This is a genomic window from Rhodoplanes sp. SY1, assembly GCF_046000175.1.
Classification (GTDB): domain Bacteria; phylum Pseudomonadota; class Alphaproteobacteria; order Rhizobiales; family Xanthobacteraceae; genus Rhodoplanes.
This window is the reverse complement of record NZ_JBEOMB010000010.1, coordinates 41,845-64,951: the sequence shown is the minus strand read 5'-3', so window position 1 is coordinate 64,951 and position 23,107 is coordinate 41,845. Positions and strand designations below refer to the sequence as shown.

Genomic DNA, 23,107 nt, shown 5'->3' with positions numbered 1-23,107 from the left:
ATCGGGAACCGCTCTAGATGCGATCGTCGGGCGCGTAATCGATCTGGGTGCCGCTGTCGCGCCACAGCGCGGTGAAACGATAGAACAGCGTCGGATCGGTCGGCACCGGGCCCGAGAAGTCCACCGCGGTCTGCTTGCGATCGAAGCTGCCGCCCTGCACCTGGATCTCGTGATAGGGCGTCCGGGTCGGGCGCTTCGACGTCATGTCGACGATGCCGCCCGGCGTGCCCTGCCCGTACAGCACCGAGGATGGGCCTTTGAGAACGTCGATGCGCTCGATGCCGTACATCTCGACATCGGTGTCGTAGGCGTTGAAGCCGTTGCGCAGGCCGTCGCGATAGGTCGATTCCTGCTGGGTGGCACGGAAGCCGCGCAGATAGATGTCGGGCATGCCCTGACCGCCCGGATAGTCGGTGACGACGATGCCGGGCGTGTAGGCGACGGCCGCGTTGAAGTCGACGACGCCGCGATCGTCCATCTCCTGCCGGGTGACGACGTTGACAGTCTGCGGAACCTCGATGATCGGCGTGTCGGTCTTGGTGCCGACCTCGCTCTTGGTCGCGACATAGCCGTCGACGCCGGGCGTGCCGCCCTGCCCTTCCACCGTGATCGGCTCGAGCGCGACGTCGCCGGCGGCCGCGTAGGCGCCGCCGGGACCGAGCGGCAGCGCGACCGACGCGGTCCGCGGGGCCGGGAAGGAATGCACGAGGCCGGTGCCGGCGAGCAGGTGCTCGAGCGCCTGGTCGGGCGTCGCGCGGCCGGCGAAGCCGGGCGACATCTTGCCGGCCGTGACGGCGGCCAGCGCCGTCACCTGCAGGCCGGACTGCCGACCGAAGGCGGCGAGCGCGCCGTCGAGGCGACCCGCCGGAATCACGAACTCCTGCTCGACCACCAGCTTGGCCACGCCTTGGGCCCGCGCCGGCTCCGCCAGGGTCGCCGCGCAGAACGGCGCGACCGTGATCAGCAACGCCGCGATGCGGAACCTGCTCCCGCGAACGCCCGATCGAACCCGCGCCTGCTTCACGTCCGCCCGCATGCCCCTGCCCCTCGCTCGCATGAAGGAGCAGCCCACGGCCGGCACCGCGACGCGGCTCCCGAGGCTGTTACAATCGGGGCCGCGGAATTTTCTCGTCCGAACGGAAAAATAATCAGATCGGCGACACGACCGTGAGATACGGGCCGATCTGCCGCACCCTGGCACCGGCGGGGTGAACGACGGCGGCGAGCGCCGCCACCGGATCGGCGAGGTCGAACAGACCGCTCACGCGCTGCGTGCCGATGAAGGGATCCGCCAGGATCACCCGTCCGGGAATCCAGCGGGCGATGCGCTCGACGAGCGCTCTCACGGTGGCGCGCTCGGCGACGAGACGATCGTCGCGCCAGGCGGCGATCTGGTCGGCGTCGCGCCGGCCGCGATCGACCGCCTGGGCGGCGGGATCGACCGCGATCCAGTCGCCGGCCCGCAACTGCGCGCCGGCCGCGAGGCCCGGCGCGGCGGCGCGCGCCTCGACCACGCCCTCACGCACCGAGACGGCGACCACCCCAGCATCGTCGGCGACGTCGAAGGCCGTGCCGAGCGCCGTCGCCGTGACGCCGCCGGCCGTCACCGTGAACGGCCGACGCGGGTCCGGCGCCACCTCGAAATAGGCCATCCCCCGCAGGAGCACGATGCCGCGCGACAACGGGCCGTCGTCGAGCGCGACCGCACTGTCGGGGCCGAGCGTCGCGACGCTGCCGTCGGGCAGCGGCACGCGGCGCAGCTCGCCCTTGGCGGTGACGTGATCGGCCCGGCGCCGCATCACGAGATCGGGCAGCACCGACCAGCCGGCCAGCCCGCCGCCGATCGCCACCGCACCCACCAGCACCAGCTTGCGCCGCGTCGGGCCGCGCCGCGCCGCCTTCCGACGCCTTGTCAGCACTGTGCCGCTCGCCCCGTGCGCGCCCGACACCAGCGTCCAGACGCCCTCGTGCTCGGGGCTGCGCGCCCGCCACGCCCGCACCATCTCCAGCGCCACCGGGTTGTCGGCGTCGTTCTGGAGGCGGATCATCAGGTCGATCGCCTCGTCGAGGAGGCGGCTGTCGGGCGGAGGCTCGGGCATGATCGGGTCCGGGACGAGGCGGCCGTCGGTCGACGCCCCGCCCTCACCTGATACACCGGAACGCGCGGAATTTTCTCCCCCGCCGATCGAACTCACAGCCCGCCGGTGGCGAGGACGAGGTGGCGATAGGCTTCGTGAACCAGCGCCCAGGTGCGGGTGGTGGAGAGCCCGATCTCGCGCGCGACCTCGGCGATGGTGAGCCCGCCGATGCGGTGCAGCTCGAAGGCGCGGCGGGTGCGCTCCGGCAGCGCGTCGAGCGCCGTGGCGACGCGGGCGAGCTGGGCGCGGTCGCAGGCGATCGTCTCCGGGGACGGTGCCGGGTCGGAGACCTCGGCGACCACAGCGTCGGGAAGGTCGACGAGGCCGGCGAGACGCTCGCGACGCAGATGGTTGAGCCCGAGGTTGCGCGAGACCTGATAGAGATAGGCCTTCGGATTGTGGTTCTCGGTGCCGTCGGCCGGCAGCGCGGCGAGCACGCGCAGGAACGTGTCCTGGGTGATGTCGGCCGCCGTCTCGCGGGGCAGCCCGCGCCGCATCAGCGAGCGGCGGATGCCGTCCGCGTGCCGCCGAAACAGCGCTTGGATGTCCCACGCCAAGACGAATGCCCCGTCAGAACCGCCCGGTTCGGCGGAGCACCGCGCCCCACCCTCGACGGGCTTTAACGGAATGCCAATTTCTCCTGCAATAGCAATGATTTAGAGATATTCCAGAAAACGCGGCGCCGACTTCCTGCACCATGCGCGGAGATCACGCGGATTCCGTCTTTGATTTCAGACGGATGCGGCAGCACGGCCGGGCCGCCCGGACGCCGGGCGTAAACGGCACTGCGCCGTGCTTTCCAGCCGGGCGTGGCGGAATCAGCACAGGTCCTTGCCGTCGCGAGGGCGCGACGTGATCACGCCGCGCCGGCCAGGATGCGGGCGCGCTTGCGCAGGCGGGCGGCGTCGAGCAGCATCTGGGCGGCCCAACGGTACACGTTGCGCTGGCGCACCATGTCGCGCATCAGATGCATGCGCTCGCGTTGCTCGGCCGTGGACATGCGCAGGGCTGCATCGATGGCGGACGCCATGCTGCGGGTGTCGTAGGGATTGACGATCAGCGCCTCGGACAGTTCGCGCGAGGCGCCGGCGAAGCCGGACAGCACCAGCACGCCCTGCTCGTCGTCGCGCGCCGCGACGAACTCCTTCGCCACCAGATTCATGCCGTCGTGCAGGCTCGACACGATGCACAGGTCGGCGGCGCGGAAGATCTCGAACACCTCGGTCGGCTCGTGGTGGCGGATCGACAGCACGACCGGCGTATAGCCCTTGCCGCCGTGCCGCGCATTGACCTCCTCGGCGAGCCGCACGGTCTCCGCCTGCAGGGCGCTGTAGGCGCCGAGCTTGCTGCGGGTCGGCGACGCCGCCTGCAGGTAGACGAACTTGCCGCGCCACTCCGGATGCCTCGTGAGCAGATCGTCGACGGCGTGGATGCGGTCGAGAAGGCCCTTGGTGTAGTCGAAGCGTTCGACGCCGACCGCGATGTGAGCGTCGGCCGGCAGGCCGAAGCGGCTGATCACGGCCGCCCGGCACGCGGCGATCGGCGTCTGGCCGTCGAGCGCGGAGGGCGGCCATTCGATCGAGATCGGATAGGCCCGCACCATGGTCTCGTGGCCGCCGAGCGTCACCGAGGCGTGCTCGCGATCGATGCGGCTCTCCATGAAGCGGTCGGTCGCCTCGAGGAAGTTGTTGCAGTGGAAGCGCGTGTGGAAGCCCAGGATGGTGCTGCCCAGGAGCCCGTCGATGATCTCCTCGCGCCACGGGCAGATCGAGAAGGTCTCGGCGTTCGGCCACGGGATGTGCCAGAACGTGATCACGGTGGCGCGCGGCAGCCGCTCGCGGATCATCCGCGGCAGCAGGGCGAAGTGATAGTCCTGCACCAGCACGATCGGGTCGTCGCGGCTCGCCTCCTGCACGACGGCGTCGGCGAAGCGCGCGTTGACGGCCTTGTACTGGCGCCAGTCCTCCTCGCGAAAGGTCGGACGCACGAAGGAGATGTGGCAGAGCGGCCAGAGCCCCTCGTTGGCGAGGCCGTAATAGTAGCCGTCCTGCTCCTCGTCGGAGAGCCAGACGCGGCGCAGCATGTAGGTCGGATCGCCGGGCGGCACCGGCACGCGATCGTTCCGATCGACGGTGTCGCGGTCGGCCGAGCCGCTGCCGTGCGCGATCCAGGTGCCGCCGCAGGCACGCATCACCGGCTCCAGCGCAGAGACGAGACCGCTCGCCGGCCGCTGCAGCGCGATGGCGCCGTCGACCCGGTTGTGGATGTAGGGCTCGCGGTTGGAGACGACCAGCACCTCGGCGCCGGGCAGCTCCTCCATGAGCAGGCGGTGCAGCGTCTTGGGCGACCACTCGACATGGATGCCCTCGGCATAGGTGCGCTCGACCCGCAGCTCCTCGAGCAGGCCGTGCAGCTCGCGGCCGAGCGGCGAGTCGCCGGAGGGGGCGGCGTCGAGCACGCCGCGGTTTCGCATGTCGGCCACCATGGTGCGCACCGAACGGACCCAGCTGCGCTGCAACGCCAGCACCATGGCGAGCGCCAAGAGGCCGAGGCCGGCGGCGACGCCGATCACCGACAGGATCGTGTAGAACTGCGCCTCGCGGGCACGCTCGTCCGCGAAGGCGAGATCGTGCAGCAGCAGCAGATGGCCCGAGACCGGCCCGGCCGCGATCGGGAAGACGCTGACATGAATGCGGCGCCCCCGATCGGTGACCGACGCGAAGGAATCCGTGCGGTCGCGCTTCAGGCTGGCGCAGGTGATCGCCTTCGGCCACTGCCGGGTTGCGTAGCGCAGCGTGCCGGCCTCGGTGCAGAATCCGAGCCCGAGAATCCGCTCGTCCTCGGAGAGGCGCTCGAAGAACGGTCCGAGGTCGAATCCCGGGGGCGCGACGAGGCCCGCCGCGACCTGATCACGAATCGAGCGAAACACGAGGCGCGAGCGCAGCTCGACGTCGCGGCGCGACCAGCCTTCGACCATGGCGGAGCCGAGCGGTGCCAGCGCGACCACCATGACGGTGGCGGCGGCGATTCCGAGCGCGACGTAGCGCAGCGTCGGGCTGCGCAGCCACTTTGAGGTCAACCGATTCGACAGCCCCTCGCCCGCCAAGCCTGCGCCCTCCCTCGCCGATGCCAACCGCGCCGTCGCTGCGCGTCGATCTCCGTCGCATGGGCGCCCCGTCGCCCGTCTGCTCTCCTTGTCGACCAATTCGGCGACCGTGTCGACCCTGCCCGGAGCGCCGCGCCTCACGGCGGCTCCGCGCAGTTCCGCGACGAGGGAACGCAACACCTTCTCGCGCATTGCGTTCCGGCATCTCACGACGACGAATGCGCGGTGACGATCTCATGACCGACGTGACGACCCTGCACGAGGACGGCATCGAATCGCACGCGGCCGAGAGTCGACGCGCCCCGCGCCGGGTCGTGCTGATCGTGAACGCGCGCTCGCGCCGCGGCCAGCGTCGGTTCGAGGCGGTGCAGCGGCTCCTCGGCGAGCGCGGGTTCCTGATCGCGGCGGCGCACGCCGTCGCGGATCCGGCGCGGCTCGGCGGTATCGCCGCGGCGGCCGCGGCGCAGACCGATCATCTCGTCGTGGTCGGCGGCGGCGACGGCACGATCAGCACGGTGGTCGGCGCGTTCGCGGCGCCCGACGGGCGGGCTCGACCGCTGCTCGGCCTGCTGCCGCTCGGCACTGCCAACAGCTTCGCCAAGGCGCTCGGGCTGCCGCTGGAGCTGGAGCGCGCCGTCGACGTGCTGTGCGACGGAATCCCGACCGACATCGATCTCGGCCGGCTCGACGATCGCTGGTTCGCCAACGCGGTCGCGATCGGTCTGCCGGCCGACATTGCGCGCGGGTCGGCTCACCTGGCGAAGCGCTGGGCCGGCCGCGCCGCCTATCTGATGGTCGCCGCCGCCCGGCTGGCCCGCCACCGTTCGTTCCGCTGCAGCGTGACGCACGACGGCGGCACCACTGTCGTCGACGCCCTCGACGTGCGGGTCGCCAATGGCGGCTGGCAGGGCGGCGTCCTGGTGGCGCCCGCGGCGGGCGTCGTGACCGGCGACCTTCTGATCCGGATGATCAAGGGGCCGGGGCGGCGCGCCCTGCCGCGGACCTGGTGGCGGGCGCTGCGCGGGGCGCCGCCGGCGCCGGGTGACGTCGTGACGCTGCGCACCCGCACCGCCACGATCGCGACCGATCGGCCGCGCCCTGTTTCTGTGGACGGCGAGGTCGTCGCCGAAACCCCGGTCCGGGTGGCGGTCGCTCCCGGCGCGCTGCGGATTCTGTTGCCGCGCGAACGACATGGTTAAGGCGGGGTAAATTTCGCCACCACCCCGGCGTGCAGGAGCCATGCGGTATCGCGGGGCGGCCGAACCATTGTTGCCGTAATCGGAGCGCTTGCTAGTATTGCGTCGGGGGACGTGCGTCGCGGGGGCAACCCGCAGCGGCGCGACACACGGGTGGGGAATCCTTTGATTCGAGTGGGTGTCCGCTCGATCCCGTTCGGGATCGCGATCGTCGCGCTGGGATTCGTGCTCAAGTCGCCGGGCACGCATGCCGGGCCGTCCGACATCGGGCTGCTCGCAGAGCGCACGACTCTCTCGGTTTTCGGCACGATTCATCCGGCCCTGATCCGGCTTCCGAGCCCGACCGCGCAGGCGCCGCTCTCCGGCATCCGCCTCGCCAGCCTCGATCCCGAGTTCGCCGCCGGCTCCCTGATGGAGGACGACGACCTCGTCGCCGCGCTCGGCGAGCGCCGCCGCGGCGCCTCCTTCGACGAGCGCTTCGCCGCCTTCGATCCCACCGATTCGTTCGAGACCCGCTTCGGCGGCCCGCGCCCGGCCGCCGCCGCCGGCCTGCGGCTCGCGAGCGCCGGCAGCGTGCCGGTGACGCTCGGCCGCCCGGCCCAGACCGCCACGGCCCGCCCGATGGGCCGGCTCCAGGAGGCCGCCGCCGCACCGACCGCCGCCGACGAGCCCCGCCGGCGTGTCCGTCCGGGCCAGCAGCCGAAGCTCGCGGCGCTGTCGCCGAACGCCCTCCCCTCGCTGGCCGAGGACGGCAAGACCGCGATCTACGACATCACCGCCAAGACCGTGTACATGCCGAACGGCAAGCGGCTCGAGGCGCATTCCGGGCTCGGCCCGAAGATGGACGATCCGCGCCACGTGAACGTGCGCATGCACGGCGCGACGCCGCCCAACGTCTACCGCCTGACCATGCGCGAGAGTCTGTTCCACGGCGTCCGCGCGCTGCGGATGACGCCGGTCGACCAGAGCAAGATGTACGGCCGCGCCGGCATCCTGGCGCATTCCTACATGCTCGGCCCGAGCGGCCAGTCGAACGGCTGCGTGTCGTTCAAGGACTACCAGGCGTTCCTTGACGCCTATCTGCGCGGCGAGGTGAACAAGATCGTCGTGGTCGAGCGGCTCGACTCGGCGCCCGGCGCGCCCCAGGTCGCGTCGTCGAACTGGCTCTCCGACACGCTCGGCAAGCTCTTCAAGAGCGACAGCAGCACCGGCCAGTACGCCGAGGCCGGCGCCAACTGAGGCGCTCGCCTTCGATCGTGGCGACCCGAGCCGCGCCCTGAACGAACGGCGGCGTGTCACGCCACGCGACCTTCCACACCACGTGATTTTCCACGAGGGTCTCAGCCCCTCGCCAGGTGCGAGCGTCCGGATCGGGCCCGCGAGCGTCGCGCGCCGCTAAAGACCCGTCCGACCGCTACCGCGCAGGTCCGGGACGCGGACGACGCCCGCGGTCCGGATTCCGTCGGCGGGCTCGGCGGCTCGGGCCGATTCCGGGATCGGACCGGTGGCCGCGGCCATATATGACCGCGGCCTGATCAGCAGAGGACGCTCAGTGCTCGAGGCCGGTCGGGGTCGGCACGTTCTCGGGCTCGAGCGTCATGCCGGAGAGCAGCGCCATGGTCTCCATCAGGGCCGCGAAGTCCTTCTCGAGATAGGCGTCCGGATCCTTCTGCAGCTGCGCCGCGCCGAAATGGGTCTGGATCATCTCGCGCGCCGCCGCCGTCACCGGCATGGTCACGTCCATCTCGCGGCCGAGCTCGAGGCCGAGATCCATGTCCTTGCGCATCAGCTCGGGCGTGAAGGTCGTGGTCCAGTCCAGATTGACCAGCGCCGGCGACTTGTAGGCCGTGAAGGTCGAGCCCATCACGCTGTTGTTGAGGAACTTCAGGAAGGCGCTGCGCGACACGCCCATCTTGTTCACCAGCAGCGTGATCTCGATCAGGTTCTCGATGACGACGCCGAGCATCACGTTGTGGGCGATCTTGCAGACGCGGGCGAGCTCGCCGTCGCCGACATAGGAGACGCCGTGCGGCGCGATCACGTTGATCAGCGCCTCGGCCTGGCGGAACGCCGCCTCCGGGCCCGACGCGACGGCCGACAGCTTGCCGGCCTTGATCACCTTGGCGTTGCCCGACACCGGACAGGCGACGAACTCGCCGCCGCGCTTGGTCAGCTCGGCCCGGATGTCGGCCGAGGAGTCGACCGAGATGGTCGAGCAGTCAACCAGCACGGGCGGCACCTTGGCACCGGTGGCGGCACCGTTCTCGCCGAAATAGACCTGCTTCAGATCGTCGCCGGTCGACACGATGGAGAACAGCACGTCGACGCCGGCGAGATCGGACGGCTTGTCGACGATCTTGCCGCCATAGGCGGCGAGCGGCTCGGCCTTCGCGCGGGTGCGGTTCCAGATCGACACGTCGTGCCCGGACTTCACCAGCCGCTCGGCCATCGCGTAGCCCATGCGGCCCATGCCGATCCAGCCGACCTTCTGCGTGTTCTGCGCCATCCTCGTGCTCTCCTCGCTCGTTCTCGACCCGCGCGGTCGGATGCGTTTTCGGGGCGCCGACCGGGTGGCGCGTATCACGTCGAACGCGTGATACACGGGACGGCACGGCGTGTCGACGACGGCACCGCGGCGATCGCGGCGCGTCTTGTGCGCCGCAGCACGAGCCGTCGTGCAATCGTTTGCATTTCTCATTGCACGCTGCCCGAAGTCATGTCAATCTGCCTGCGAGACGGGCCGCCTTGGGCCCGCGCCGTCGTTCTTCCGGGAGATCAACATGGACCAGCATCTGCGCGCCATCCGCGCCGAGGACATCGATCCGCGTCACGACTGGGGTCGCGCCTTGCCGGCGCTCGGGACCATGGGGGTCGACTTCGAGGAGCGCGTCGACTACCGCCGCCTGCACCGCTACCGCTTGTCGCGGGCCCGTCAGGCATTGGAGAACTCGGAGCTCGGCGCGCTCCTGGTCTTCGACGTCAACAACATCCGCTATCTCACCTCGACCAAGATCGGCGAGTGGGAGCGCGACAAGCTGGCGCGGTGGGCGCTGCTGACCCGCGGCGGCGAGCCGATCGTCTGGGACTTCGGCTCCGCCGCCATGCATCACAAGCTGTATGCGCCGTGGCTCAAGCCGGAGAACTGCCGGGCCGGCCTCGTCGGCCTGCGCGGCACCGTGAACCCGGCCTTCGGCCTGATGGAGAAGCACGCCAAGGAGATCGCCGCGCTGCTGAAGGAGGCCGGCGTCCTCGACATGCCGATCGGCATGGACATCGTCGAGCCGCCGATGATGTTCGAGCTGCAGAAGGCCGGCGTGAAGGTCGTGGACGGCCAGCAGGTGCTGCTCGAGGCGCGCGAGATCAAGTCGGCCGACGAGATCGCGCTCTTGAACCGCGCCGCCGCCATGGTCGACGGCGCCTATCAGGTCGTTTGGGACATGCTGCGCCCCGGCGTGCGAGAGAACGACGTCGTCGCCGAGGTGAACAAGTTCCTCTACACGCACGGCTCCGACGACGTCGAGGCGATCAACGCCATCTCGGGCGAGCGCTGCAACCCGCATCCGCACAACTTCACCGACCGGATGCTGCGTCCGGGCGACCAGGCCTTCTTCGACATCATCCAGTCCTTCATGGGCTACCGCACTTGCTACTATCGCACCTTCAACGTCGGCAAGGCGACGCCGGTGCAGCACGACGCCTACAAGCAGGCGCGCGAGTGGCTCGACAACGCCATCGCCCGCATCAAGCCGGGCGTCACCACGGCGCACATCTGCGAGGTGTTCCCGACCGCCGAGGAGTTCGGCTTCCCGGACGAGCTCGCCGCCTTCGGCCTGCAGTTCGCGCACGGCCTCGGCCTCGCCCTGCACGAGCGGCCGATCATCTCGCGCGTCGTCTCGATGGACCACCCGACCGAGATCAAGGAGGGCATGGTGTTCGCGATCGAGACCTACTGCCCGGCCAAGGACGGCTACTCGGCCGCCCGCATCGAGGAGGAGGTCGTGGTGACGGCGACGGGCTGCAAGCTGATCACGCTCTTCCCGGCCGAAGAGCTGCCGATCGCCGGCCGCTGGTGAGGGACGCGATGGCCAAGAAGACCGCGGAGACCACGGTGCTCGACCGCAGCAACGACGATATCGGCGAGGCGGTGCGGCTCGAGCTGTACCGCAAGCAGCAGGTGATCCGGCAGGCCGAGCAGCGCGCCTACGATCTGTTCCTGCAGAACCTCGTCAAGGGCACGAGCCATCTCTCGCTCGGCCAGGAGGCGATCGCCGCCGCCTTCGGCACCGCGATGAAGCCGGGCGATCTCTCCTTCTGCACCTATCGCGGGCACGCTCACACGCTCGCCCGCGGCGTCTCGGTGGAGAAGATGCTCGGCGAGCTGATGCAACGCGACAACGGCCTGATGCGCGGCAAGGGCGGCTCGATGCATCTCACCTCGGTCGAGCATGGCGTGATGGGCTCCTACGCCATCATCGGCGCGCATCTGCCGATCGCCTGCGGGGCGGCGCTCACCGCGCAGTACAAGGGAACGGGCGACGTCGCCGTCTGCTTCTTCGGCGACGGCACGACCAATATCGGGGCCTTCCACGAGGCGCTGAACTTCGCCGCGATCTGGAAGCTGCCGGTCGTCTTCGTGTGCGAGAACAATCTCTACATGGAGTACACGGCGATCCACGAGGTGACGGCCGTGAAGCATCCGGCCGCCGATCGCGCGGCTGCCTACGGGCTCGAGCGCATCATCGTCGACGGCAACGACGCCGACGCCGTCTACCGCACGGCGCAGACGGCCTTCGCCAAGGCGCGCGCCGGCGACGGCCCGTCGCTGATCGAGTGCCTCACCTACCGGCACAGCGGCCACTCGCGCGCCGACCCCGCCAAGTACCGGCCCGAAGGCGAGCTCGAGCGCTGGAAGGAGCGTGACCCGATCAAGATTTATCGCGAGCGCCTGAAGAGCTTCGGCATCGCCGAGAGCGTGATGACCAACATCGACCAGGAGGTCGCCCGCATGGTGGATGCGGCGACCGAGGCCTGCAAGGCGGCGCCGATGCCGCCCGAGGACATCCTCTTCACCGACGTGTATGCCGATGGAGGCTGGGCATGGCGGAACTGACCTATCGCGACGCGGTCGCCCGCGGCATCGCCCAGGAGATGGCGCGCGACAACGACGTGATCTTCTTCGGCGAGGACGTCGCCAAGGCTGGCGGCGTGTTCAAGGCGACGGTGGGGCTGCTCGATCAGTTCGGCCCGATCCGCGTGCGCGACACGCCGATCTCCGAGCAGGCGATCCTCGGTGCCGCCATGGGCGCCGCGATGACCGGCCTGAAACCGATCGCCGAGATCATGTTCTCGGACTTCCTCGCGGTGTGCTGGGATTACGTGGCGAACGAGTTCCCGAAGAGCCGCTACATGACCAACGGGCAGGTGAAGTGCCCGCTGGTCGTACGCACCGGCAACGGCGCCGGCTCGCGCTTCGGCGCGCAGCATTCGCAGTCCGTCGAGAACTGGTGCATGATGATCCCGGGCCTCAAGGTGGTCGCGCCGTCGAGCCCGGCCGACGTGGTCGGCCTGCTCGCCGCCGCGGTGCGCGATCCCGATCCGGTGATCTTCTTCGAGCACAAGTCGCTCTACGCCGTGAAGGGCGAGGTGCCGGACGGCGAGATCGTCGACACGCTCGGCACCGCGAAGATCCTGCGCCCCGGCAAGGACGCGACCGTGCTGGCGCTGGCCCTGATGGTGCCGCGCGCCCTCGCCGCCGCCGAGACGCTCAGCGCCGAGCACGGCATCGAGGTCGAGGTGGTCGACGTGCGCTCGCTGGTGCCGCTCGACATGCAGACCATCCTCGGCTCGGTCGCCCGCACGCATCGGCTGTTCACCGTGGAGGAGAATCCGCGGCTGTGCGGCTGGGGCGCCGAGATCGTGTCGATCGCCGTGGAGGAGGCGTTCTACGATATGGACGGCCCGCCGGTGCGGATCACCACGCCGCACATTCCGCTGCCGGCCGCCGATGCGCTTGAGGACATGGTGCTGCCGACGCCGGCCCGGATCGTCGAGACGATCCGCCGCAGTCTCGGGAGCTGATCACGCACGGCGGCGCGGGTCACCTCTCCCCGCATGCGGGGAGAGGTCGGATCGCAGAGCGATCCGGGTGAGGGGGGGCTTCCGCGAAGCAGAAGCTCGCTGAAACGCCCCCTCACCCCGACCCTCTCCCCGCGTGCGGGGAGAGGGAGTGCGTCCGTTCCGTGGCGGGCGACCGACGAGATTCGAGGAAGACATCATGTACGACAATCTGATCGCCGGCGTTCCGACCGACCTGTGGATCGGCGGCGCGTGGAAGAAGGCCTCGGACGGCTCGCGCTTCGACGTGATCGATCCGGCGACCGAGAGCGTGATCACCTCGGTGGCGAGCGGCACCGTGGAGGACGCCAAGGCGGCCGTCGACGCCGCCGCCGCGGCCGGCGCCGAATGGGCGGCCAAGAAGCCGCGCGAGCGTGGAGAAATCCTGCGCAAGGCGTTCGAGCTGTTCACCAGGGAGAGCGAGCGCTTCGCCAAGCTGATCACGCTGGAGAACGGCAAGGCGATGCCGGACTCGCGCGGCGAGGTCGCCTATGCGGCCGAGTTCTTCCGCTGGTTCGCCGAAGAGGGCGTGCGCAACCTCGGCCAGCTCTACAACGCGCCCTCCTCCGGCGCGCGCATCATGGTGCAGCACCGGCCGGCCGGCGTCGCCTGCCTGGTGACGCCGTGGAACTATCCGGCCGCGATGGCGACCCGAAAGATCGCGCCGGCGCTCGCCGCCGGCTGCACCGTGGTGCTCAAGCCCGCCTCCGAGACGCCGCTCACCATGCTGGCCCTCATGCCGCTCTTGAAGGAGGCCGGCGTGCCGGACGGCGTCGTCAACGTGGTGCCGTCGCGCCGCTCCGGCGCCGTCGTCTCGGCGATGCTGCACGACATGCGGGTGCGGGTCGTCTCCTTCACGGGCTCGACCGAGGTCGGCGTGAAGCTTCTCCGCGAGGCCGCCGACAACGTGGTGCGCCCTGCGATGGAACTCGGCGGCAATGCGCCGTTCCTCGTCTTCGAGGACGCCGACCTCGACGCCGCCGTGGACGGCGCGATGATCGCCAAGATGCGCAACCAGGGCGAGGCCTGCACGGCGGCGAACCGCTTCTATGTGCACGAGGCCGTGCACGACGCCTTCGCCGAGAAGCTCACCGCCCGCATGGCGGCGCTGAAGATGGGCAACGGGCTCGACGAGTCCGTCGCGCTCGGCCCGCTGGTCAACGCCGACACGCGCGACAAGGTGCAGGAGCTGGTCGACGACGCGGTCGCCAAGGGCGCCAAGGTGACGGTCGGCGGCACGCGGCCGGACGGAAAAGGCTTCTTCTATCCGGCGACGGTTCTCACGCACATCAGCGACGATGCCAAGCTGCTACGCGAGGAGATTTTCGGTCCGGTCGCGGCGATCAAGACCTTCAAGAGCGAGGACGAGGCGATCCGCGAGGCGAACGCCACCGAGTACGGGCTCGCAGCGTATCTCTACACCCGCGATCTGAGCCGCGGCCTCCGCGTCTCCGAAAAGCTCGACTTCGGCATGATCGGCCTCAACCGCGGCCTGATGTCCGACCCGGCGGCGCCGTTCGGCGGCATGAAGCAGTCCGGTCTCGGCCGCGAGGGCGCGCACGAAGGCCTGATGGAGTTTCTGGAGACCCAGTACGTCTCCGTGAACTGGTGAGGCCGAGGGCCGGCGACGCGCCGGCTCTCCCTCTCCCCGCACGCGGGGAGAGGCGAGGGACAAGGCCGCCGCCATGGCGGCAATCGTCTGCAGAGGTTGGGACCACGATGGACATCCTGATGCCGCAGCTCGGCGAGACGGTCGCCGAAGGCAAGATCACCACCTGGTTCAAGCAGCCGGGCGACACGGTGGCGCCGGGCGACAATCTGTTCGAGATCGAGACCGACAAGGTGTCGATGGAGGTGCCGGCGATCACGGGCGGCGTGCTGGCCGAGATTCGCGTGCCGGCCGGCCAGGCCGCGCCGGTCGGCGCGGTCGTCGCGATTCTGTCCGGTGACGGTGCCGCCGCGGGCCCCGCGACCAGCGAGACGGCCAAGACCGGCGCGCCGCCCGCCAACACGGCGGCAGCCCCGGCGCCTGCGCCCACGCAAGCGCCCGCCCAGACCAAATCAGCTCCGCCAGCGGCGCCGGCTCACGCCGCGTCGCCCGTCACGTCGAGCCTGCGCAACGGCCCGCTCGATCCGTTCCACGCGGTGCGCATGCCGGAGCGGAATTTCGGCCCGGCGCGGCTCGCCGGCGGCCGCACCATCACGCCGCTCGCCCGCCGTCTCGCCGCCGAGGCCGGCATCGACGTGTCACGGATCACGGCCACGGGCCCCTACGGCCGCATTCTCGCGCGCGACGTGCAGAGCGCCATGGCGAGTGGCGCCGCGACGGCTGGGCATGCGCTGGCGATCGGCCCGAGCGCCGAGCGCGTGAAGGCGCTCTACGAGGCGGGCAGCTATGCCGAGGTGCCGGCGGACGGCATGCGCAAGACCATCGCGGCGCGCCTCGTCGAGGCCAAGCAGACGGTGCCGCACTTCTATCTGTCGTGCGACGTGACGCTCGATCGCCTGCTCGCGTTGCGCCACGAGGCGAACGGCTCCGCCCCGCACGACCGCGACGGCACGCCCGCCTGGCATCTCTCGGTCAACGATCTCGTCGTGCGCGCGCTGGCCCGCGCCCTCGTCCAGGTGCCCGCCGCCAACGCGGTGTGGGCCGCCGACCGCATCCTGCGCTTCGATCGTGTCGACATCGGCATCGCGGTCGCACTCGACGACGGCCAGGGCCTGATCACGCCGGTGCTGCGTGACGCCGCGGGCAAGCCGATGAGCGTGGCCGCCGCCGAGACCAAGGATCTGATCGCCCGCGCGCGCGACAAGAAGCTGAAACCCGGCGAGTATCAGGGCGGTGTCAGCACGGTGTCCAATCTCGGCATGTACGGCATCAAGGAGTTCGCCGGCATCATCAACCCGCCGCAGTCGACGTTGCTCGCCGTCGGCGCCGCCGAGCGCCGGCCGGTCGAGGCGGAGGGTGGCGGCGTCCGCTTCGAGACCCGCATGACGGTGACGCTCTCCTGCGACCACCGCGTCGTCGACGGCGCGCTCGGTGCGCGACTTCTCGCCGCGTTCAGGCACGCGATCGAGCATCCCACGGGGCTCCTGATGTAACGTCCGGGCGCCCCGTCACCGCCGCACGAACGCGGCGGGACCATCGAACGAACAAACAGGAGGAACGGCTATGAGACTCTTCAAGACGACGGCGCTCGCCGGTGCGGCGCTGCTCGCCCTCGCTGCCCCGGCCCTGGCGCAGGGATCCTCGGCGGCCACCTGGCCGACCCAGATGGTGCGCATCGTCGTGCCGTTCTCGGCCGGCAGCGTCACCGACACGCTCGCCCGCATCATGACCGACAAGCTCGCCGAGATGTGGAAGCAGCAGGTCATCGTCGAGAACCGCCCCGGGCTGCCGGGCACGACGAGCGTCGCCAGGGGCCAGGCCGACGGCTACACGCTCATGCTCACCTCCAACGGCCACACCATCGCCAAGACCATCAACAAGAACATCTCCTTCGATCCGGTGGCCGACTTCGCCGGCGTGACCAAGATCGCCTCGGTCCCGATGGTCGCCGTGGTGCCGCCCGACCTGCCGGCCAAGAACCTCGCCGAGTTCATCGCGCTCGCCAAGGAGAAGCCGGGCAAGCTGAACTTCTCCTCGGCCGGTCTCGCGTCCACGACGTTCCTCTCGGCCGAGGTGCTCAAGCAGGCGGCCAAGATCGACGTCCAGCACGTCCCCTACAAGGGCACACCGGAGGCGACCACGGCGGTGATCCGGGGCGACTCGCAGCTCTATTTCACGCCGATCCCGCTCGCCCAGGAGCTGACCGCCGGCAACAAGGTGCGGGCCATCGCGATCAATTCCGGCACCCGCAGCGACCAGATGCCGGACATCCCGACCGTCAAGGAGACGGTGCCGTCCTACGACTACGACTCGTGGTTCGCGGTGCTGGCGCCGGCCGGCACGCCGAAAGACGTGATCGCCAAGGCGAGCCGCGACATCGCGACCGTGCTGAAGATGCCCGACGTGATCGAGAAGGTGAAGCAGCAGGGCGCCGTGCCGGCGCCGACCTCGCCGGAGGCGCTCGACGCCCAGATCAAGCGCGAGGTCGAGCTCTACGCCAAGCTGCTGCAGGAGGCCGGCGTCGCGGCGAAGTGATCACGTGTGTCGGGCGGTCGGTCTCCGACCACCCGGCCCGTTCCTCAACGCGCCGCGGCGAGCCCGCGGCGCGTCTTTCCTTTGTGGGCCGCGACGCCGGTCGAGCCGCGCACGACCAGCTGGACCGGGAGCACGATGCGGACCGGACGCCGCTGCCGCGCCGCGCCGCCCTCGATCGCCTCGATCAGCAGGCGCGCCGCCTCCCGGCCCGCCTTGTACTGCTGGACCCGCACGGTGGTCAGCGCCGGCACAAAGCGGTCGGCGTAGGGCATGTCGTTGAAGCCGGTGACCGAGACGTCCTCCGGGCAGCGCAGGCCGTAGCGCTGCAGCACGTCGATCACGCCGACGGCGAGGCGGTCGTTGGCGCACAGGATGGCCGTGAAGTCGCCGGTGCGGGCGAGCAGCGCCTCGGCGCAGCGCGCGCCCTCCTGCTCGTTGAAGCCGTCCGCGAACACCATAAGCCGCTTGTCGAGCGGCAGCTTGAGCTCCCGCCGGGTCGCCTCGAACGCCTCCCAGCGCGTGTAGCCGGTCGATATGGTGCGCGGCCCGGCGATGTTGGCGATGCGCCGATGGCCGAGCGAGACGAGATGCGTCAGAGCATGGCGAATGCCCGCGCGCTCGTCGAAGATGACGCAGGGTGCGATCGGCTTCTTCGTCTCGCGGAACACCGTGACGACCGGCACGTCGCCGATCCGCGGAATGAGCTTGTCCTCGAAGCGGCTGCTCGCGAGCGCGAGCCCGTCGACGGAGCGGGCCAGCATCGACGCGACGATCTCGGACTCGCGCCCTTCGTCGCCGTCCGTGTTGGCGAGCACGACGGCGTAGCCGCGCTCGCTGAGCACGTCCTCGACGCCGCGGATCATCGGCGGGAACACCGGATCGGTGATGTCCGGCACCACGATGCCGATCGTGCGCGAGCGATTGGTGCGCAGCGAGGCCCCGGCCGCGTTGGGGCGGAAGCCGAGCTTCTGCGCGACCTCGGCGACCTTGGCGGCGACATCCGGCGAGATCAGATGGCAGGTCTTGGGGTCGAGCGCGCGCGATACCGTCGACACGTGGACGCCGACGATCCGGGCGATGTCGCTCATGGTCGGACGGCTGCGCATGTCCGGTTCGCCGTGGCCCCGTCGTCGTGGCTGAATGTCGCGGGGATTGTATTTGCACGGTCGAGACGACGCAATGCAATCCATTGCATTGGCAGTGCGGGCGATGCCTCGGGTCTCGGCGACGCGAGACGCCGGACGAAGACGATCAGGACGAACGACGGTCAGGACGGCGCGACGGCCCGGACCGCCGGGACAGCGGCGGCGGGTCCCGTCAATCCGGCTTGATGCCACCGTCGTGCACCAGGGCGCGATACTTGGCGTGCTCGCTCGCCGTGTAGTCGGCGAGCTCGCGGCGCGTGCCGTCGCCCGGCGTCACGCCGACGCTGCGCAGCCGCTCGATCACGTCGGGCGACGCGAGGGCCGCCTGCAGCGCGGTGCTGAGCGTCGCGAGGATCCGCTCCGGCGTCCTGGCCGGCGCGAACAGCGCGTACCACCCGTTGACGTCGAGATCGGCGACGCCGACCTCCGCGAAGGTCGGAACGTCGGGGAAATCGGGGTTCCTTCGCTTCGCCGAGAGGGCGATGGGACGCACCTTCGCGCCCGCGATCAACGGCGTGGCGTTGGTGGTCGAATCGAAGATCACGTCGAGCCGCCCGGCCATCAGGTCGAGAATGTGCGCGCTGCCGCCCTTGTAGGGCACATGGACCATGTCGAGGTTGTTCTTCAGGCAGAAGCTGACGCCGGCCATGTGTAGCGGCGAGCCGTTGCCCGACGAGCCGTAGGTCACGCGCCCGGGATTCGCCCTGGCCGCGTCGATCACATCCTTCAGCGTTCGGAAGGGCGCCCCCTCGTGCGTGATCACGACCATGGGGGCGGTGCCGATCAGCCCGATCGGGGCGAAATCGTCCACCGGGTGGAAGTCGGTCTTGACCAGCAGCGGCGTCACGGCGTTCGAGGCGAAGCCGCCGAGAAACAGCGTGTGGCCGTTCGGCGCGGCGCGCGCCGCCTGACTGGCGCCGATCAGCGTGCCGGCCCCTGGCCGGTTGTCGATGATGACCTGCTGCTTCAGGCGGTCGGCGAGCTTCTGACCGATCAGGCGGCCCAGCATGTCGTTGGCGCCGCCGGTCGGATACGGCACGATCAGGGTGATGGGCCGCGACGGCCATGCCTCGACGGCCTCGGTGTCGTCGACACCGGCGAGCGGCCACGTCAGCGCCGCGGCGACACCGATCATCGCGGCGCGTCGGCTGCCGCACGGAGACGCTTCGGATCGGGTCGCCGGGCCGGCCGGCAACCGAGCCGCGAGATACCTCGACACGCGGAAGACGCCGGTCGATATCACGTCCGCACACCTCCCATCTCGACTCGATCGACGATCGAATCTGCGCGCATGCGAGGTTCGCCCTGTCCAGCATGTAAGGACGTTCGACGCGCGCTGACAAGAGTGGCGGCGGATGTGAATTTCGAGCCGGCGATTCCGCCGGATGGTGGTTAGCTCCCGATTAGTCGGATCGCGGCGCGGACGGTACCGTGGGGCGTCAGGCCGCCTTCCGGGTTCCCCAGGCCGGGAACGGATCGTCGAGGCGCGCCCAGGCCTCCGGCTGGAAGGCCTCGGTCTCGACCAGGCAACGTTCGAGCATCGTCGCGATGCGGGCCCGGTTCATGGTGCCGAGCGTGCCGATGAAGACCAGCTCCTGCCGGCGGTCGCCGAACTCCGGATCCATCCTCTCCCGCATGCGCGAGAGCGCCTCGCCGTCGTCGGGCCAGTGCTTCTTCGGCACCGCCGCCCACCACAGGCCGAGCCCACGGGTCGCCACCATGGCACCGGCGAGGCTGAACTCGCCTGCCCAGTCGGGCCGCGTGGCGAGCCAGAAGTGCCCCTTGGCGCGGATCACGCCGGGCAGCGGCGTCTGCAGGAACGCGTCGAAGCGCTCCGGCACGAGCGGTCGGCGCGCCCGCCAGACGAAGCTCGTGATGCCGTACTCGGCGTCCTCCGGCACGTGCTCGGCGTGGCCGTAGAGCTCCTTGAACCACAGCGGATGCTGGTGCGCGCGGGTGAAGTCGAACAGGCCGGTGTCGAAGATCGCGTCGGGCGCGACGCGGCCGTGGTCGGCCTCGATCAGCCGCGCGTCCGGATTGAGGGCGCGCACGATGTTGCGGGCCGCCTCGCGCTGCGCCGGCGTCGCGTCGGCGTACTTGTTCAGCACGACGATATCGGCGAACTCGATCTGCTCGACCAGCAGGTTCACGAGCGTGCGCTCGTCCTCCTCGCCGGCCGTCTCGCCGCGATCGGAGAGGAAGTCGGTCGAGGAATAGTCCTTGAGCAGGTGGATGGTGTCGACGACCGTCACCATGGTGTCGAGTCGGGCGACGTCGGAGAGGCTCTCGCCCGTCTCGTCGCGGAACTCGAAGGTCGCCGCGACGGGCAGCGGCTCGGAGACGCCGGTGCTCTCGATCAGCAGATAGTCGAAGCGCCCCTCGGCGGCGAGCCGGCGCACCTCGCGCAGGAGGTCGTCGCGCAGCGTGCAGCAGATGCAGCCGTTGGTCAGCTCGACGAGCTTCTCCTCGGCGCGCTTCAGCTCGGTCCCCTCGCGCACCAGGTCGGCGTCGATGTTCACCTCGGACATGTCGTTGACGATGACGGCGACCCGGCGGCCGGCGCGATTGTTGAGCACGTGGTTGAGCAGCGTCGTCTTGCCGGCGCCGAGGAAGCCGGACAGGACCGTGACGGGGAGGCGAGTGTCGGGCATGGCGCGAACCTGAATTTATGCAATGTTATACTATAACAGTATCTACGATGAAACCGCCCGGGCGGCAAGAGCGCCGTCATCACCCGGCGTTCGCGTCGAGACGGCGGGTCAGCGAAGCACCAGGACCGCGCCGAACGGCGCCGAGGCGCCGACATGCGCGGGTGGCACCGCCCAGATCACCGGGGCGCGCGGCCGCAGGCGGGCCGGGCCGTCGAGATCGGTCAGCACCACGATGATGTCGGGCGCGTGCCGATCGGCCTCCTCCAGGAGCGGCGTGAAGTCGGTGCCGCCCGCACCGTCGAAGACGATGTCGCGCAGGTCCGAGCGGCCGGGCTCCCGATGCGCGACTTGGCGCACCCGGTCGTCGCCGATGACCAGCACGAGGCCGGCCTCCTGGCGGCGCGAGATGGCGTCGATCTCGTCGGCGAAGCGTCCCATCAGGGCGTCGTCGATGGAGCCGGAGACATCGACGACCACGGCGAGGCGCGGCACCCGCCGAGCCGTCGTCGAGCCGGGCTCCCAGGGCATCCGGCGCCCACCGGCGCGCCCCTGATTGGCGAGGTAGGAGCGTGACGGCCGCGACCACGAGAGATCGGGTTTTCGCGCGAGGCCGCGGGCGAGGCGGGTGCGCAGCACCTGCTCCCATGGCGTGTGGGAGCGCGGCAGATCGGCGATCAGGGTGCGCAGCATCGAGAAGGCGCCATCGCCCGCGTGGCCGCGCACGAGGCGCTCGCTCCAGTGTCGCATCGCCTCGGCCTCCGCCTCGGGCGCGCCGAGGGCCGCGGGGTCCGGCCGCAGATCGGCGGGCGCGTCGCGGCCGAGCACCCGGGCCGCCATGGCGCGCGGGCCGTCCTCGCGGGCTTCCGACTGCTGCACCGGGTCGGCCGGCGCAGGGCGACCGTCGGAGTCGCCGGCGCGCGCCGACGCGCCGCGATCGCTGCGCCGCGTCGAACGCCCCTGCCCCTCCGGCTCCGGTCGGCGGCGATCGTCGATCTCCCGGTAGAGCCGCTCGACGTCCCAGGCGAGCAGCGCCGCCTCGACCGTGAGCTTTTCGCCGAGCGCCCGCTCGAGCAGCCGGTCGAGCGTCACGGCGCCGGGCGGCAGCTCCAGCCAGGCGAGATGATCGAGCGTGCTGTTGACGATCGCGTCGGCGCAGATCGTGAACAGCTCGAGATCGACATCGCCGACGAGCCGCTGCAGATCGACGTAACGCTGCGCGTGGCGAAGCGCGATGTGCAGCACCTCGTGGGCGACGAGCCCGGTCTGGCGCGCCAGCGGCAGACCTGCGAAGGCCGCGCCGTAGAAGACCGCGTCGCCGTCGGTGTGGACGATGGGAGCCGCGCTGTCGGCCGGCAGGTCGTGATGCCGCACCCACAGCGCGAGCCCGCCGGTCGAGGGCGCGAACTCCACCATGCGCTGGATGGCGCGCGTGCCGCGATGCTCGTAAAGGGCCGGCGCATCGGCCGGAGCAGCATCGGGCCGGTCCGCCGTCATCGGCCCTCGCCGTCGCGGCGCCGCTCGTCCTCGCGGCGCGCGTCGTAGCGGCGATAGGCTTCGCTCGCCAGGATCGCGCCCTCGGTGCCGTCGGCGAGCGCCTTCTGCATCAGGAGCTCCATGGCGAGCGTCTGCGCCTCGCGGATCGGCAGCGGCACCGGCCCGCGGATGTCCGGAAGCTGCTCGACGATGGCGACGGCGCGGGCCATCGCGACGGTGTCGGTCGCCGCGGCCAGGAGGCCGTAGATCAGGCCATAGAGCCCGTCGAGCGTCTTCGGCAGCAGCGCCGCCGTCTCGGCGCCGGGCGCGGCGGCGAGCAGCCGCACCACGTCGGCGCCGGCCGAAATCTCGCGCAGCACGCCGAAGAACTCGGCCGCGTTGGCGGCGCCGATGCGGCCCTGCACGAACAGCCGCCGGCCCGCTTCGGAGAGGCCGGAGTTGAGCACGTTGGAGATGTCCTCCCAGCCGCGCGGGCTGGCGCCGACCAGATGGTCGGCGGCGAGCTGCGCCTGGGTGTCGTCGAGCTTGTCAGGGCGGACCTTCAGATACGCCATCACCTCGGGCGCGAAGCGGTGCTCGATCGCATAGGCCAGGAAGGCGTCGATGACGGTCTGGATGTTGAAGTGGAACATGCGGTCGGCGAGCGCCGTGCCCATGTCGTGACTGACCGCGCCGTGGAAGCTCGCATTGCCGGCAGCGACGACGAGCCAGCCGTCCGGCAGGCGGTAGTTGCCGACCCGACGGTCGAGGATCAGCGAGTAGGCCGAGATCTGGAGCCGCTGGTCGGCCGCAGTCAGCTCGTCGAGGAACAAGATGCCGTCCGGCTGGTCGGCGCCGGGCAGGAACTCGGGCGGGAACCACACGGTCTTGGCCAGCGTGTCGTCGGCGAAGATGGCGCCGCGGATGTCGACCGGCTCGATCGTCGTGAGCCGCAGGTCGACCAGCGGCACGCCGAAATGCGCCGCGACCTGACGGACGATCGACGATTTTCCGACGCCCCGCGTGCCCCACAGCATCGAGGCGCGCCGCCGCAGCACCGGGTCGGCGAACTGCTCGATCAACGCCGCCTTTGCGGCGGCGATCGAGACCGGCGGAAGGTTCAGCGGATTGCCGTGCATG

Annotated in this window: 18 protein-coding genes; 8 read left to right on the top strand and 10 right to left on the bottom strand. The window is 70.4% G+C overall.

Going from position 1 to position 23,107, the window contains the following annotated elements; translation table 11 throughout:
- Positions 1-13: 13 nt before the first annotated feature.
- The 4 genes from ABTU92_RS04020 to ABTU92_RS04005 all read right to left on the bottom strand — a co-directional run bounded on the left by ABTU92_RS04020 (position 14) and on the right by ABTU92_RS04005 (position 5,148).
- Entirely contained in the window at positions 14-1,036 is a 1,023-nt protein-coding gene (locus ABTU92_RS04020) for a TonB-dependent siderophore receptor (protein WP_408087889.1), read from the bottom strand.
- A 112-nt stretch (positions 1,037-1,148) separates the two neighbouring features.
- Entirely contained in the window at positions 1,149-2,099 is a 951-nt protein-coding gene (locus ABTU92_RS04015) for a FecR family protein (protein ID WP_408087887.1), read from the bottom strand.
- A gap of 92 nt (positions 2,100-2,191) precedes the next feature.
- A complete protein-coding gene (locus ABTU92_RS04010) occupies positions 2,192-2,695 on the bottom strand; it encodes an RNA polymerase sigma factor (RefSeq protein ID WP_408087885.1) in 504 nt (167 codons plus the stop codon).
- 299 nt (positions 2,696-2,994) lie between these two features.
- Positions 2,995-5,148, bottom strand: a complete 2,154-nt coding sequence (locus ABTU92_RS04005; protein WP_408087893.1) for a trehalose-6-phosphate synthase — start codon at positions 5,146-5,148, stop codon at positions 2,995-2,997.
- Positions 5,149-5,480: 332 nt separating this feature from the next.
- Here ABTU92_RS04005 and ABTU92_RS04000 point away from each other — a divergent pair, with 332 nt between their 5' ends.
- Positions 5,481-6,443, top strand: a complete 963-nt coding sequence (locus tag ABTU92_RS04000) for a diacylglycerol/lipid kinase family protein (protein WP_408087883.1) — start codon at positions 5,481-5,483, stop codon at positions 6,441-6,443.
- Between the two features lie 171 nt (positions 6,444-6,614).
- Entirely contained in the window at positions 6,615-7,679 is a 1,065-nt protein-coding gene (locus tag ABTU92_RS03995; protein ID WP_408087891.1) for a tlde1 domain-containing protein, read from the top strand.
- Positions 7,680-7,989: 310 nt separating this feature from the next.
- Here the strand turns inward: ABTU92_RS03995 and ABTU92_RS03990 are convergent, their stop codons facing one another.
- On the bottom strand, positions 7,990-9,138 hold the full coding sequence (locus ABTU92_RS03990; RefSeq protein ID WP_408087881.1) for an NAD(P)-dependent oxidoreductase: 1,149 nt from the start codon (positions 9,136-9,138) through the stop codon (positions 7,990-7,992).
- Positions 9,139-9,220: 82 nt separating this feature from the next.
- On the opposite strand from ABTU92_RS03990, the gene ABTU92_RS03985 reads away from it, so the two are divergent.
- From ABTU92_RS03985 to ABTU92_RS03960, 6 genes are all read left to right on the top strand, one after another.
- Positions 9,221-10,513: a M24 family metallopeptidase gene (locus ABTU92_RS03985; RefSeq protein WP_408087879.1), complete on the top strand. Its 1,293-nt coding sequence runs from the start codon at positions 9,221-9,223 to the stop codon at positions 10,511-10,513.
- Positions 10,514-10,521: 8 nt separating this feature from the next.
- The gene (locus ABTU92_RS03980; protein WP_408087877.1) at positions 10,522-11,550 is read left to right on the top strand and encodes a thiamine pyrophosphate-dependent dehydrogenase E1 component subunit alpha; all 1,029 of its coding nucleotides are present in this window, start codon (positions 10,522-10,524) and stop codon (positions 11,548-11,550) included.
- Positions 11,538-12,518 carry an alpha-ketoacid dehydrogenase subunit beta gene (locus ABTU92_RS03975; RefSeq protein WP_408087875.1) on the top strand — a complete coding sequence of 327 codons (981 nt, stop codon included), beginning with the start codon at positions 11,538-11,540 and terminating at the stop codon, positions 12,516-12,518. Before ABTU92_RS03980 ends, ABTU92_RS03975 begins: the two co-directional genes overlap by 13 nt.
- 196 nt (positions 12,519-12,714) lie before the next feature.
- Complete coding sequence (locus tag ABTU92_RS03970) at positions 12,715-14,166, top strand: NAD-dependent succinate-semialdehyde dehydrogenase (protein ID WP_408087873.1); 1,452 nt, start codon at positions 12,715-12,717, stop codon at positions 14,164-14,166.
- Positions 14,167-14,273: 107 nt separating this feature from the next.
- Complete coding sequence (locus tag ABTU92_RS03965; protein WP_408087871.1) at positions 14,274-15,656, top strand: dihydrolipoamide acetyltransferase family protein; 1,383 nt, start codon at positions 14,274-14,276, stop codon at positions 15,654-15,656.
- Positions 15,657-15,726: 70 nt separating this feature from the next.
- Positions 15,727-16,698: a Bug family tripartite tricarboxylate transporter substrate binding protein gene (locus tag ABTU92_RS03960; protein WP_408087869.1), complete on the top strand. Its 972-nt coding sequence runs from the start codon at positions 15,727-15,729 to the stop codon at positions 16,696-16,698.
- Positions 16,699-16,742: 44 nt separating this feature from the next.
- Here ABTU92_RS03960 and ABTU92_RS03955 read toward each other — a convergent pair whose 3' ends face one another.
- From ABTU92_RS03955 to ABTU92_RS03935, 5 genes are all read right to left on the bottom strand, one after another.
- Positions 16,743-17,804, bottom strand: coding sequence for a LacI family DNA-binding transcriptional regulator (locus ABTU92_RS03955; protein ID WP_408087867.1), 1,062 nt, complete (start codon positions 17,802-17,804; stop codon positions 16,743-16,745).
- 211 nt (positions 17,805-18,015) lie between these two features.
- Positions 18,016-18,978 (bottom strand): Bug family tripartite tricarboxylate transporter substrate binding protein, encoded by a 963-nt coding sequence (locus ABTU92_RS03950; RefSeq protein ID WP_408087865.1) that lies wholly within the window; start codon positions 18,976-18,978, stop codon positions 18,016-18,018.
- Positions 18,979-19,282: 304 nt separating this feature from the next.
- On the bottom strand, positions 19,283-20,494 hold the full coding sequence (locus ABTU92_RS03945; RefSeq protein ID WP_408087863.1) for a GTP-binding protein: 1,212 nt from the start codon (positions 20,492-20,494) through the stop codon (positions 19,283-19,285).
- Positions 20,495-20,602: 108 nt separating this feature from the next.
- Positions 20,603-21,988, bottom strand: a complete 1,386-nt coding sequence (locus tag ABTU92_RS03940) for a DUF2201 family putative metallopeptidase (protein ID WP_408087861.1) — start codon at positions 21,986-21,988, stop codon at positions 20,603-20,605.
- Positions 21,985-23,106: an AAA family ATPase gene (locus tag ABTU92_RS03935; RefSeq protein WP_408087859.1), complete on the bottom strand. Its 1,122-nt coding sequence runs from the start codon at positions 23,104-23,106 to the stop codon at positions 21,985-21,987. Before ABTU92_RS03935 ends, ABTU92_RS03940 begins: the two co-directional genes overlap by 4 nt.
- Position 23,107: the final 1 nt, after the last annotated feature.